Here is a 12,759-nt window from a genome sequence, read left to right as displayed (position 1 = left end):
AACGCAGCAAACGGTTTTTTGCATCTTAGTAAAGCGTCATATACTGTTCGCGTTCCCAAGCATGGACCTGGGTACGGTAAATGTCCCACTCGATTTCCTTAAGCTCATAGAAATGCGCGAGTGCATGATCACCCAGCGCTTCGCAGATAACGTCGTCGCGCAGCAGCTCATCCAGCGCTTGCTTCAGGTCCAGCGGAAGACTTGGAATGCCCTGCTCTTCACGTTCTTCCTCCGTCATCACGTAGATGTTGCGGTCCGTAGGAGGCGGCAGCTGCATTTTGTTCTTAATGCCGTCTAGACCAGCCTTGAGCATCACGGTAAGCGCCAGGTATGGATTGGCCGCAGGGTCCGGGTTGCGCACTTCCACACGGGTGCTGAGGCCCCGGGAAGCCGGGATCCGGATCATCGGACTGCGGTTGCTCGCGGACCAGGCCACATAGCAAGGCGCTTCATATCCGGGAACCAAACGTTTGTACGAATTGACCGTCGGGTTCGTGATCGCCGCAAAAGCGCGCGCATGACGCAGAATGCCCGCCATGTAATGTCTCGCCGTCGCGCTGAGACCGAGCTTGTCGTTCTCGTCGTAAAACGCGTTTTCTTTGCCGCGGAATAGCGATTGGTGGCAGTGCATACCGGAGCCGTTAACACCGAACAACGGCTTCGGCATGAAAGTCGCATGCAGACCATGCTGCCTGGCAACGGTTTTGACGACCAGCTTGAACGTTTGAATCTGGTCCGCCGCTTTGATCGCGTTCTCGTATTTGAAATCGATCTCATGCTGGCCCGGTGCGACCTCGTGGTGGGACGCTTCGATCTCGAAGCCCATCTCCTCCAGTGTCAACACGATTTCCCGGCGGCAATTCTCTCCGAGGTCCGTAGGCGCCAAGTCGAAGTAACCGCCTTGGTCGTTGAGCTCCGTTGTTGGATTTCCTTTCTCGTCGGTTTTGAACAAGAAGAATTCCGGCTCCGGTCCGACGTTCATCGCGGTGTAGCCCATCTCTTCGGCTTCCTTCAATGCCGCTTTCAGAATGCCGCGCGGATCGCCCGGGAACGGACGGCCGTCCGGCAAATAAATGTCGCAGATCAAACGGGCGACACGGTCTTCCGTCACCCAAGGGAAGACTACCCAAGTACTGAGATCGGGATATAAGTACATGTCGGATTCCTCGATGCGGACATAGCCCTCGATCGACGAACCGTCGAACATCATTTTGTTGTCAAGCGCTTTCTCCAATTGGCTCACAGGAATTTCCAAGTTCTTAATGGTTCCCAGCAGGTCGGTAAATTGCAAACGGATAAATCGTACGTTCTCTTCTTTGGCAATGCGCATAATGTCTTCTTTGGTATAAGTCTTGTCGGTCACGGTAAAATCTCCTCCTTCGGCTAAGTGCGTTCATTATCGAAGCTGCCCGGTTACCGCAGCGTTTGCATTCCCGGGCATTCTACTGCCGTGCCTTACTTTTTGAAGAAACGGGACAGTTCCCCCTGGATCAAGGAAACCTGGCCCGGCCGCTTCCCTCCGCCGAGCAGCTGCTGCTTCAGCATCTTGTGAAGCTGGGAATCGGTAAGCTCGCGGCGCTTCACTTCGGTTTGCTCGTTCAGAATAGTGGCATCCTCGGAATCCTTCGATACAGGCAGAAGCACCTGCTTGATTCCGGCAATGTTGACGCCTTTCTCAATCAAGTCCTTAATCTCCAGCAGCCTTTCGACGTCGTTAAAAGAGTACAGCCGCTGATTGCCGCCGGTCCGGGCGGGAATCACCAGCTCATGCTGCTCGTAATAGCGTATTTGTCTAGCGGTCAAATCCGTCAGCTTCATGACGATACCGATCGGAAACAATGCCATATTGCGTCGAATATCATCGCCCATGTCCATCACTCCTGTGCACAGAGAACCTTACCTGTATTGTAACCGTCATCCATAAACGTGTCAAGTCGTGTTAGGTTTATGCGATATGTAAATATGTGTAACAACTCAGGCAGGTCCTTGTAACAACGTGAGCTCGGCCGCCGCCAATACGTATTCTATCATTTTCCGTCCGTTAAAAATCAATCCGCCGGCAAAAGCCCGCGGTCGAGCATGTTCTGCAGCGCAGTCAGAACCCCCATCTTGCAGTGGGAATATGTCAACCCGCCCTGCATATAGGCGATGTACGGCTCGCGGATGGGCGCATCCGCCGACAGCTCCAAGCTTCCGCCTTGAATGAAAGTCCCTGCGGCCATGATGACCGGATGCTCGTATCCCGGCATATCCCAAGGCTCCGGGACCACGTGCGAATCTACGGCCGCCGCCTGCTGAATCCCCTGTACAAAGGCGATGAGATGCTCGGGGCCCGTGAATTTCAGCGCCTGAATCAGGTCCGTCCGCGGGTCGTTCCAACGGGGATGCGTCGTAAAGCCGAGCCGCTCGAATACGGAAGCGGCGAACACCGAGCCCTTCACTGCTTGTCCGACCAGATGAGGCGCCAGAAACAAGCCTTGGTAGATTGCTCTTGTCGTGCCCAGCATCGCTCCGACCTCTCCGCCGATGCCGGGTGCGGTCAGACGGTAAGCCGCCTTGTCAACATATTCGCGCTTACCCGTAATATATCCTCCCGTTGGCGCAAGACCGCCTCCCGGATTTTTGATGAGCGAGCCTGCCATCAAATCGACGCCAACCTCCGTCGGCTCCGTCAGCTCTGTAAACTCTCCGTAGCAGTTGTCAACAAATACAATCAGGTCGGGCTTGATTTCCTTAACGAATTTTACCATCTCGCCGATCTGCGCAACGGTAAACGAAGGACGCCAGGAATACCCCCGCGAGCGTTGAATGCCGATCACGCGCGTTCGCGGCGTTATGCTGCGGGCGATTTCGCCGTAATCGGGGGTTCCATCTTCCAATAGAGCCACTTCACCGTAGCCGATGCCCCAATCCTGCAGCGAGCCGCTGCCGTCGCCCGGCTTCCCGATGACCTTGTGCAGCGTGTCGTAAGGCCGTCCCGTGATCATCAGGAGCTCATCCCCGGGGCGCAGCACGCCGAACAACGCGGTTCCGATCGTATGAGTGCCGGACACAAAATGCGGCCGGACGAGGGCCGACTCGGCGCCGAACACGTCGGCATACACCAAGTCCAGCAGCTCGCGGCCGCGATCGTTATAACCGTATCCGGTGGAGCCGGCAAAATGATAATCGCTCACCTTATGCTTCTGGAAGGCGCGAATCACCTTCCATTGATTCCGGTCGATCAACCGGTCGATTTCCTTCGTTTTCCCTTCAATCTGGCGCTCAGCCGCCTCCATCCAGCCGAGCACTTGCTCTTTAAACATGGTCCGTCGTCTCTCCCTCTGCGTGTCCCGATGCCTGCCGCGCCGATTCATAGGCCGCCAGCATGTAACCGATTTTGTCAAATTCCTTGTTGTTGACTCTTACTTTGAACAGCATATCGCCGCCCTCGACTCCATTCTCCAGCACTTCGCCTACGCGGTACACCAGTGAGATGACATCGCCTTTCTCCGCGGGAATCCGGAATGTCCGGTTGTCTCCCATCAGCTTGGATTCCAGCAGCTCCTTGATCCGGACGAGATCCTCTTCACGATAAGCGGATACGCGCAGATACTCCCCTTCTGCGGTCAGCATGTCCGTTTGCTCCGGCGGGCAAAGATCGATTTTGTTAAAAATCGTCACACGATCCTTCCCATGAGCTCCCAGCTCCTCAAGCACCTGGTCTACAACCTTCATCTGGATCGACATCATCTCGGATGAGCTGTCCACCACGTGAAGAATCAAATCCGCCTCGTTCGCTTCCTCCAAGGTTGCGCGGAAGGCCGCGACAAGATCGTGGGGCAGGTTCTGAATAAAACCTACCGTATCGGTCACTACGATCTCCTTGCCTGCCGGCAGCTTCAGCGTCCGCGAGGTCGGATCCAAAGTCGCGAACAGCTGGTTCTCCACGAACACGTCGGCCTGCGTCAGCTGCTTCAGCAGCGTCGATTTGCCCGCGTTCGTGTAGCCGACCAGCGCGACCTGGAACACGCCCGTCTTCTTCCTCCGCTCGCGGTGCAGGCTGCGGTGGCGGACCACCTCGCTCAGCTGGCGCTTCAGCTCGTCGATCCGGTTTCGGATATGCCGGCGATCGGTTTCCAGCTTCGATTCGCCGGGTCCTCTCGTCCCGATGCCGCCGCCGAGCCGCGACAGGTTCTTCCCGTGACCGGACAACCGCGGCAGCAGGTAGCTAAGCTGGGCCAGCTCCACCTGGATGATGCCTTCGCGCGTCTTTGCGCGGCCGGCGAAGATATCCAGGATAAGCTGCGTCCGGTCGATGATTTTTACATCGAGGTACATCTCCAGATTGCGCACCTGCGCCCCCGACAGCTCTTGATCGAAGATCGCCGTATTCGCTCCGGTCTCCTCCAGCCTTTGCTTCAGTTCTTCCGCTTTCCCTTTCCCTATAAACCATTTGCTGTCCGCATATTCCTTGCTCTGCGTGAGGGTATCCAGCACTTCCACGCCGGCGGTCTCTGCCAGCCGAATCAGCTCGGCCAGCGAATATTCCGGATCGTAATATTCTTCCCGCTTCAGCTGCTGGGTAACGAGACTGACCAGCACGGCCCGTTCCTGCGCATCCGGGGTCACTTCATGCGTCGCCCTTTTCATGAATATTTAAACGCCTCCTTTATCGGTTTGCGATCCCACCGGACATCCTCCGGACGGATCGTCATGAGTTCCTGCTTGGACGGCTGCGAAAAATGCTGGTTCAACAAGCGCACCGCGTGATTGCGCATGGCCTTCTCGATCAGATTCCGCACATACCGCGCATTGCTGAACGACATTTCGGACTGCTGCTTCTCGTTCATGATTTGCTGACGGATCTTCATCTCCGTGGCGGGCGTTAGCGCGTATTCCCGCTCCTTCACCATCAGCTCCGCGATTTGCATCAGCTGATCCACCGTATAGTCGGGAAAGTCCAGCTGAATCGGGAAACGCGAAGGCAGACCGGGATTCGTTTGAAGAAACTGCTCCATCTCGTCGGAATAACCGGCCAGAATCAAGATGAATTGATTCTTATGGTCCTCCATCGCCTTGACGAGCGTATCGATCGCTTCCTTGCCGAAGTCCTTCTCTCCGCCGCGTGCCAAGCTGTAAGCTTCGTCGATGAATAAGACCCCGCCAAGCGCCTTCTTCATCAGCTCCCGCGTCTTGAGCGCCGTATGCCCGATATATTCGCCGACGAGGTCCGCCCGCTCCACCTCGATCAAATGTCCCTTCGTCAGTACGCCCATCGTCTGCAGCAGCTTGGCGATAATGCGGGCTACCGTCGTTTTGCCCGTGCCGGGATTGCCCTTGAACACCATGTGATAGACTTGGGAATTGGCCATCAGTCCTACCTCCGCACGCATCCCGGCGATCCTCAGCAGCGCGTAAATCTCGAACACAAGCTCCTTCACGTTATCGAGTCCGACCATCCGGTCCAGCTCCTTCATGATTTCGCCGAACTGCCCATGGGCCGAAAGAGGCTTGCCGTGAAACTGGGGCTCGGTCTCGGAAATCGGCGCGCTGGGTTCCGGATTGCGGAGGACTACATTGATTTGTCTCGCGTTCGTCGTGATTTGAATGCCATCCGTCTGGTGTCCGCGTCCGCTCAAGTGCCATCACCTCTTTACTTAGTGATAGCAGTATACGCGGATGCGCGAAGGATTAACTCCTTTTTCTTTGTCTATTGTATTATCATTCGCCGCATTTTCAAAATCCCCGGCCGTTTTTATTGTACCATAAACAGGCATCGGTTCTTTAGGGGGCGTTTAGTTGTAAAAAAATAAGAACCATACGTCACCCCGCCGTATTCCGCTTCTCGTACAGCCTAATCACATCCGTCAGCTGCCGAATGATGCCGTAAGGGATGACCGGCAGCGTCACGTCCCACGGATGGACGTCCGATTTCCATACCGCGCGCAGTCCGGCGCACCAGGCCCCGTACACATCGTTGCGGGGATGGTCGCCCACATACCACGCAGCGTTCGGCGAAACGCCCAGCTCACTCATCGACAAGCGAAAGATATGCGGATCCGGCTTCTTGCAGCCGGCACTTTCCGATATCACGACGGAATCGAATTTTTGTCCGATGCCCAGCAGATCGAGCTTCTTTTGCTGCACGGCGGTTTCTCCGTTCGTAATCAAACCGAGCTTCAGTCCCTTTTCCCGAAAATAGGTCAGCACGTCCAAGGTGCCCTCCTCAAGCACGGCGCACGTCGGGTAAACCCGCCGGTAATAGGCTTGAAACGCAGGCCAGCCAGGGGCGCCGGTCCATGCCAGCCTATCCTCGAGCTCGGCATACATTTCATGCTTCGGGCGATAGCCTCCGCCATCCGCCTGCTGAACGATCCGCTTGATCTCGTCATGATCCCGGACCCCAAAGCCCGGACCAAAGTCGTCAATCATCCTTTCGATGAGACGAAGCACCGCCTGACCTCTCGCCATGAGCGTCTCGTCCAGATCGAACAAGACGGCCTTAAGCTGCGACATGTTATCCATCCTCCATCCGAGTGTTCTAGAATCACTGCTGTTGCTGCCCTGTCTTTTCCAGTATAATGATCAAGAAACGATAAATGAAATCGATGTTTAATCAATATGATATAGAGGTGATTAATATCATAAACCATATGGACCGGTATGTTGTTTTTTATCAAACGGCGGTAACGGGAAGCTTCACGCGTGCAGCGGAGCGGCTGTTCATGACCCAGCCCAGCGTAACTTATGCCATCAAGCAGCTGGAGGAGGAGCTTCAGGCCTCTTTGTTCGTACGTAAATCCAAGGGTGTGGAGCTGACGGAAGAAGGAAGCGCCCTGCTCCAGTGCGTGGCTCCGGCGATTCGTTTGCTTGAGGAAGGGCGGCGGGCGGTGGCGCAGTACGGCGATTTGGAAAGGGGGGAAATCCGGATCGGGGCAAGCGAAGCGGTAATAAAGCATTATTTGCTGGATGCCATCGAATCGTTCCATTCCGCGCATCCGAACATCCGTTTCGGATTCCGGCACGGACGGACAAGAGACATCCGCCAGATGCTGCTGGAGGGCGGAGCGGACATCGGCCTGATTCACCTGCGGCAAGACGAAGATGCGGCGCAGCTTCAGATCCATGCCGAATGGCCGGTAGAGCTGATTTTCATTTCTGCGCCCTCCTTCCTGCCTTTGTCCGAGGAACCGCGCCACCCCAAGGAATTGCTGAAGCTTCCGATGATTACACTATCCGCCCGCAGCAGTTCCCGGGCTTACGCCGAAGATCTCGCTTCCGCCTATGGCGTCAAGCTTCAGTCGGAGATGGAAGTCGGAAGCGTCGATCTGCTGCTGGAGCTTACCCGAATGGGATTCGGGTGCGCCATCGTCAACCGCAAATATGCGGAAGGGGGACTGAGAACCGGTTCGCTTATCGAGATCCCCGTCGGCACCGAGCTGCCGGCATGGCGCATCACGTTAGTTTCAAGCAGCTCACGCGCACTCCCGGCGGCGGCAAGAGCCTTTCTTCAGTTGATGTCTGCCTAACAAGAGCCGAACCCGGGCCAAATTCGACCCTGATAGGTCCAAACCTCATGCTCATGCGTCAAATAATAAACGTCGGGGTTCGTCATCACACTCCAGGCATCATATCCGAAATCGTGCTGAAATTGCCTAATAAGCAGCGACAACAGGTTTCCGTGTGTAACGACCGCGACGTGCTGCGCTTTGGAAAGCGTTTGCTCACGCAGGCATGCTAAGCCCCTGGCAGCGGCTTCCTCCGCCGATTCTCCACCCTCGAATCGCAGTTTGCCGTCATCGTACGTCTGCTGCAGGGCAAGCCTCCAATCCTCAAGCGGCTCCTTGCTGAGCACGCGCTCCATCAGCCTCTCGTCCACCCTGACGGGCAGACCGAACGCTCGGGCGAGCGGCTCCGCCGTCAGCTGCGCACGCAGGAACGGGCTGGAGACGACCGCATTCAGCGGCCTGTCTGCGAAGAATGAAGGCAAACGCTCCGCCTGCAGCGTTCCCAGCTCCGTCAGCGGAGCTTCAGGCGGCTGGCCCTCCGCTTGACAGTGACGGATCAAATAAACATGTTGCATCATGCCCCTCCTTTATATGCCTGATCTTCCTGGATGCCATGCCTTAAAAAATCGGCCGTTTCCCGGTCCGAACGGAGAATAATCACTTGTTTGCCTGCAGAGCCTGCGTCGAGCGCCTCTTGAATCCGCTTGGCGCCTTGATCCGGAAACCGCCACGCAAAGAGGACAAGCTTCAAAAATCCCCTCGTAAAGCCTTCCGCGCAGCCCTCGGCCAAATCGCTTCTCGACCTGCTCCGGTGACTCCACATTCGTTTCCAAACCCGCCATACGCACAGCAGCCTCGGCAGTTGAAGCCAAATGACCGTGTCCGCTTCCCGAAGCCTGATCTCCAAAGTGCTTCCGTAATTTCCTTCAATAATCCATTCGGAGCTGCCGACCAGCGCCCCTAGAAACTCTTTGAATTGTTCCTTTGGCGTCGGCACCCAGCCCGGCTTCCAATAAACCGCATCCAAATGGATCAGCGGGAGCCCTGTGCATGACGCCAGCGCCCTGCTGAACGTAGACTTCCCCGAGCCGGGAGAACCGATAATTATAATCCTGAACATGGTCATGCGCCATTCCTCTTCGTCGAAGTATCCGCTAACCGCCTGAGCAGCTTGGACAGCGGCATGTCATTCATCGAATCGATGCTCAGATCATGCCGGCCGAAGCTCAGCTGCTTGGTCACGGCGTTCGGCACGATGACGGTATACAGACCGGCCCGTTTGGCCGCTAACGCCCCGTTGGGGGAATCCTCGAAAGCGACGGCTTCCTCCGGACCGATCCCCAGCCGGGATACGGTCTGCAAATACAGTTCGGGATTCGGCTTCACTTCCTTGACTTAATCCCCGGTACGAATGCAATCGAACTGCCCGGTGAGCCCGAAACGGTCCAGATAGCCTGACCCAAGCTTCCTTGGAGCTGGATGCCAATCCGACGGCTAGGCCGAGCGTCTTCGCTTCTTGAATATATTCCCGGACCCCCGGCCGAATGTCGGCCTCCCGTATCGCTTCTTCGTATATCGCTCGGCGTCGGGCGCGGACGGTCTCTCTTTCGATCGGTCGGCCGATGCATTGCTCCAAATGATCGTACGGATTGAATGCGGATGACCCGTTCCGATGCAGCCGCCCCAAACGTCAAGGGCGAGCTCCGCCCCGTGTTCGCGAAATATCGTTTGAAACGATTGAAACTCCGGCGTTTCCGTATCCAATATGAGTCCGTCGAAATCGAACACAACCGCTCTAATCATCCCTAACCTCCTTTTCCATGTATTGGTATTTTACACAACAAAGCTGTTGTTGAATAGTATTATTTCGAACACACCAAAAACCGCTTCGGAAGTTGTGACGATTTTTCGAGCGGATCGTCCTACAAGCCCGATCCGGTTCAACGAAAAAAAGAAAATTCCTATAATCATCGGGAATTGTCCGTGAAGCGCTTTAAGCTTTAAGCGCGTTTCTCACGCTTAGTATATATTTTGAGGTATCCAACGGGTTGACGCCTCTCCGAGTGCGAACCGCTTCGATCCCTTCCGGGCATTCCCGGTAGCCGTCGAACTTGGTCGTGAAAGTACCTCTTCCGCCTGTCAAGCTGCTCAGCTTCACGGGAAACGTCATGGACGTCGCCACCGGTACAGAGCCGTCCACATGGAATCTCCCGCCGCGAATCACGGGAGAGTCGAATTCGCCCCGCATCAGCACGAGTTCATTCAGCAGCTTCCCTCCCAGCTCCTCCTGGGCGCTGAGCCGAAACCGCAGATAGGGCTCCAGCAGCTTAGTCCCGGTTTCGGCCAGACCTTGCATAATACCCATAGGCGTTGCCACGGCGAAGTCGAGCGGATGCGTATGCCATACATGATGCTCGCCTTCAACGAGCGTTACCTTCAGATCCGTTACCTCCCATCCGGACAGCCCCTGCTGCAGCGCTTCCGGTACCCGGCGCTCCACTTCGTTCTGGTATCCGGACAGCAGCCGCTCCGGCTTAACCACGGAAGCGTAAGAGAGCCCGCTTCCCCGGAGCCCCGGCTCGATCAGAAATTTTAGGATCGCCCAGCACGGCTTCGGCATCGTGTAAGCAACGAACCCGTATCCGCTGCGGGACGGCGTCTCTTTATAAATCACTCCGGGGCTGCCGAAAGCGGCCTGCAGTCCGAATCTGTCTTGCAGGAGCTGCGTCAATATTTCCAGCTGGATGGGCCCTGTGATCTTCAGATGCAGCTCCCGCTCGGTCGGCAGCCATTGCAGATCGAGCAGAGGGTCCTCGTCGGCGAGCTCCTGTAGTGCGGCCGTCAACCGGGCATAGTCCGTATCCCGGGCCGGGTGGGCTTGTACTGTCAGCAGCGGAACCGCAAGCTTATGTTCCGGCGGAACCCGATGGGCGCTTCCAAGTACGTCCCCGACCCGTACCCGGCTCATGCCGCAGACGGCTGCGATGTCCCCGGCCTTCAGCTCGCCAAGGTCCTCATGCTGGCCGGCATGAATCTTGCGGATTTGCGTGATCTTCTCCAAGGTGTCCAGCGTCGCGTTCCGGACCGCGTCCCGGTTGCGAATGCAGCCTCCGTAGAGCCGGACGTAAGCGACGCGTCCCATGGACTTGTCCCGCTCCAGCTTAAATACGATCCCCGACAGCTCGTCTTCCTCGGTCCCTTCCGGCGGAGGCAAAAATTCGACGACGGCATCCAGCAGCCCGCCGATACCGATGCCTTTGCCGGCGGCCCCGAACAGAACCGGAAAGACGCGTCCCCCCCTCGTCCAGTAAATGAGCCGTTCCTTGAGATATTCGCCGGGCAGCGGCTCGCCGTTCACGTACGCATCCAAAAGGGCTTCGTCCGTTTCCGCAAGCTTCTCCGCCACCGCATCCAGCCCGGCACAACGGTGCTCGTTCCCGCTTCCCCAGATCGAGGATGTGCCGCAGAAGCCATCCTCTTGTCCTAACGGACGCTGCACCGGAACAGCGCAGTCCGTTAAGACATCCCGAATTTCTTGAATCACACGTTCGGCATCGGCGCCGACCCGGTCCATCTTGTTTATAAAGATCAGTGTAGGCAAATTCAGCGCTCTGAGCGCTTGCCATAACGTTTCGGTATGCGCCTGTACGCCTTCCGCCGCCGAAATCATCAGAATCGCGCCGTCCAGCGCTCTTAGCGACCGTTCCACCTCGGAGGAAAAATCGACGTGTCCCGGCGTATCGATCAGGTTGATGCGGCAATGCTTCCATTCCAGCTCGGTCGTGGCAGCCCGCACCGAGATCCCCCGCTGTTTCTCCACCTCAAGCCAGTCCGTCTGTGCCGTTCCGCTGTCCACCCGTCCCAGGCTGCGGATCCGTCCGCTCTCATAAAGCATGTGCTCGGTAAGCGTTGTTTTGCCTGCATCCACGTGGGCTACGATCCCTACGTTCCTTAAGGCCGGTGGATGGATTTCTGAATTCATAACTAACCTTGCCCTCTCTATTCCCGTCCGGCTGCCGTCTCCATCCATTTCTCGCGAATCGACTGAAGCTCAATGGGAGTAAGCATGCCCCGTTCGAGCATCTTGGCGATCTGAAGCCAACGATCCGAATTGGCGGTGCCGATAATGGGCTTTTTTTATCATCAGTATAGTACAAAAGAGGCCGGTAGATAAGAACTGAACCTTACGTGCATTAGTTACTTTAAAGTAAGCGTTATAACGGAAGATGCAAATCAGGCAGCCGGATCGGATCCGTCTTCATTCCTTAACCGAAAGTGTGCTCCTGCCGTGAATCGGCTCTAAGAAGCATGCCGTTTACGCATCACCTGATCAAGATCTTTTGTATATTTAATATTATTACTGTATATTTATACATCATTATACAAGGAGCTGGTTATATTGACACACGATAAGCCATTTTATTCCAAGCTAGACAAGCTGGCGCTGCGAACATGGCCGGCGGCGTTGCAGGAGACGGACGGCCCGTGGGTGCTGCGCGTCTCGGGAGGCGTGACCAAACGGGCTAACAGCGTATGGACTGCGGACGGCAGCGGCGCTTGGGAGCCGACTGCCGCAAATTTGACGCGCTTCGAGAGGGCGAAGACCTTTTACAAAGAACACTGCCTCCCGCTGCGGTTTCATATCAGCGACGCATCGCCGGACGGACTGGACGAATGGCTGGCGGCCCAAGGCTTCGAGATGGAGATCCCTTGTGATTTCATGATAAGCGATGCGGAAGAAACCCTGCGTCAAACGGCGACCCGGCCGGTACCCGGAAGCGGATTCAGCCGGGTGATTGAATCCAGGCCCGGCGATCCATGGCTTGATCATTTTCTGCAGTTGGAAGGCTTCAGCGAGAAAAGTCGTTCCTTTTATAAAGGCATGTTTCAGCGATTGGAGCCGTCCAGCACCTTCATCCGGCTCATGGACGGCGCCCGCTGCGCAGCACTGGGCACCGCGGTCGCCGAAGACGGCTGGGCCGGCTTTACGAATGTGGTGGTGCACCCGGAGCTGCGCGGTCAAGGGCTCGGACGCGGTTTGCTTCACGCATTGGCCGAGTGGAGCCTGGAGGCTGGAGCTTCACATCTATTCCTGCAGGTCATTTCGGATAATGTGCCGGCTGTGAAGCTGTATGGGAAAGCGGGCTTTCGCAAGCTGTTCGGGTACCACTACCGGGTACAAGGAGAAGCAAGATAACGAGCACTTTCCGGGGTTAGGGATGAATCGGGCCAAGACGGCATAAGCTAAGGCTCGGAAAGCTTTTCCATA

11 protein-coding genes and 1 pseudogene are annotated in these 12,759 nt (G+C 56.4%); 2 read left to right on the top strand and 10 right to left on the bottom strand.

Annotated elements, in window-relative coordinates; all coding sequences use genetic code 11:
* Window positions 1-25 precede the first annotated feature (25 nt).
* The 6 genes from glnA to O9H85_RS11865 form a co-directional block, all read right to left on the bottom strand.
* On the bottom strand, window positions 26-1,363 hold the full coding sequence (gene glnA, locus O9H85_RS11890; RefSeq protein ID WP_269881571.1) for a type I glutamate--ammonia ligase: 1,338 nt from the start codon (window positions 1,361-1,363) through the stop codon (window positions 26-28).
* A 92-nt stretch (window positions 1,364-1,455) separates the two neighbouring features.
* Entirely contained in the window at window positions 1,456-1,869 is a 414-nt protein-coding gene (locus O9H85_RS11885) for a MerR family transcriptional regulator (RefSeq protein ID WP_269881570.1), read from the bottom strand.
* 179 nt (window positions 1,870-2,048) lie between these two features.
* On the bottom strand, window positions 2,049-3,305 hold the full coding sequence (locus O9H85_RS11880; protein WP_269881569.1) for a methionine gamma-lyase family protein: 1,257 nt from the start codon (window positions 3,303-3,305) through the stop codon (window positions 2,049-2,051).
* Window positions 3,298-4,632: a GTPase HflX gene (gene hflX / locus O9H85_RS11875; protein WP_269881568.1), complete on the bottom strand. Its 1,335-nt coding sequence runs from the start codon at window positions 4,630-4,632 to the stop codon at window positions 3,298-3,300. The genes O9H85_RS11880 and hflX overlap by 8 nt, the downstream gene beginning before the upstream one ends.
* Window positions 4,629-5,621: a stage V sporulation protein K gene (gene spoVK / locus O9H85_RS11870; protein WP_269881567.1), complete on the bottom strand. Its 993-nt coding sequence runs from the start codon at window positions 5,619-5,621 to the stop codon at window positions 4,629-4,631. The genes hflX and spoVK overlap by 4 nt, the downstream gene beginning before the upstream one ends.
* Before the next feature lie 184 nt (window positions 5,622-5,805).
* Window positions 5,806-6,498 carry an HAD family hydrolase gene (locus O9H85_RS11865; protein WP_269881566.1) on the bottom strand — a complete coding sequence of 231 codons (693 nt, stop codon included), beginning with the start codon at window positions 6,496-6,498 and terminating at the stop codon, window positions 5,806-5,808.
* Between the two features lie 92 nt (window positions 6,499-6,590).
* Between O9H85_RS11865 and O9H85_RS11860 the strand changes: the two genes are divergently transcribed.
* Window positions 6,591-7,511, top strand: a complete 921-nt coding sequence (locus O9H85_RS11860; RefSeq protein ID WP_269881565.1) for a LysR family transcriptional regulator — start codon at window positions 6,591-6,593, stop codon at window positions 7,509-7,511.
* On the opposite strand, the gene O9H85_RS11855 is transcribed toward O9H85_RS11860, so the two are convergent.
* The 4 genes and pseudogenes from O9H85_RS11855 to O9H85_RS11840 form a co-directional block, all read right to left on the bottom strand.
* Window positions 7,508-8,065, bottom strand: a complete 558-nt coding sequence (locus O9H85_RS11855; RefSeq protein ID WP_269881563.1) for a histidine phosphatase family protein — start codon at window positions 8,063-8,065, stop codon at window positions 7,508-7,510. The genes O9H85_RS11860 and O9H85_RS11855 overlap by 4 nt on opposite strands.
* The gene (locus O9H85_RS11850) at window positions 8,065-8,616 is read right to left on the bottom strand and encodes a P-loop NTPase family protein (protein WP_269881562.1); all 552 of its coding nucleotides are present in this window, start codon (window positions 8,614-8,616) and stop codon (window positions 8,065-8,067) included. Before O9H85_RS11850 ends, O9H85_RS11855 begins: the two co-directional genes overlap by 1 nt.
* Window positions 8,613-9,293: pseudogene (locus tag O9H85_RS37720) on the bottom strand (HAD family hydrolase). The gene O9H85_RS11850 and the pseudogene O9H85_RS37720 overlap by 4 nt, the downstream one beginning before the upstream one ends.
* A gap of 190 nt (window positions 9,294-9,483) precedes the next feature.
* Window positions 9,484-11,472, bottom strand: a complete 1,989-nt coding sequence (locus tag O9H85_RS11840) for an elongation factor G (RefSeq protein WP_269881560.1) — start codon at window positions 11,470-11,472, stop codon at window positions 9,484-9,486.
* A 417-nt stretch (window positions 11,473-11,889) separates the two neighbouring features.
* Here O9H85_RS11840 and O9H85_RS11835 point away from each other — a divergent pair, with 417 nt between their 5' ends.
* Window positions 11,890-12,687 carry a GNAT family N-acetyltransferase gene (locus O9H85_RS11835; protein WP_269881559.1) on the top strand — a complete coding sequence of 266 codons (798 nt, stop codon included), beginning with the start codon at window positions 11,890-11,892 and terminating at the stop codon, window positions 12,685-12,687.
* Window positions 12,688-12,759: the final 72 nt, after the last annotated feature.

The sequence above is a fragment of the Paenibacillus gyeongsangnamensis genome (genome assembly GCF_027533625.1).
Lineage (GTDB): Bacteria > Bacillota > Bacilli > Paenibacillales > NBRC-103111 > Paenibacillus_G > Paenibacillus_G gyeongsangnamensis.
The sequence above is the reverse complement of the archived record's forward strand: the minus strand, read 5'-3'. Positions and strand labels throughout refer to the sequence as shown.

Bases quoted from the DNA above. Each gene is read 5' to 3' on its own strand.
- hflX (WP_269881568.1), bottom strand. From the start codon at position 4,632: ATGAAAAGGGCGACGCATGAAGTGACCCCGGATGCGCAGGAACGGGCC.
- O9H85_RS11855 (WP_269881563.1), bottom strand. From the start codon at position 8,065: ATGCAACATGTTTATTTGATCCGTCACTGTCAAGCGGAGGGCCAGCCG.
- O9H85_RS11865 (WP_269881566.1), bottom strand. From the start codon at position 6,498: ATGTCGCAGCTTAAGGCCGTCTTGTTCGATCTGGACGAGACGCTCATG.
- O9H85_RS11885 (WP_269881570.1), bottom strand. From the start codon at position 1,869: ATGGGCGATGATATTCGACGCAATATGGCATTGTTTCCGATCGGTATC.
- O9H85_RS11850 (WP_269881562.1), bottom strand. From the start codon at position 8,616: ATGACCATGTTCAGGATTATAATTATCGGTTCTCCCGGCTCGGGGAAG.
- O9H85_RS11880 (WP_269881569.1), bottom strand. From the start codon at position 3,305: ATGTTTAAAGAGCAAGTGCTCGGCTGGATGGAGGCGGCTGAGCGCCAG.
- O9H85_RS11840 (WP_269881560.1), bottom strand. From the start codon at position 11,472: ATGAATTCAGAAATCCATCCACCGGCCTTAAGGAACGTAGGGATCGTA.
- O9H85_RS11860 (WP_269881565.1), top strand. From the start codon at position 6,591: ATGTTTAATCAATATGATATAGAGGTGATTAATATCATAAACCATATG.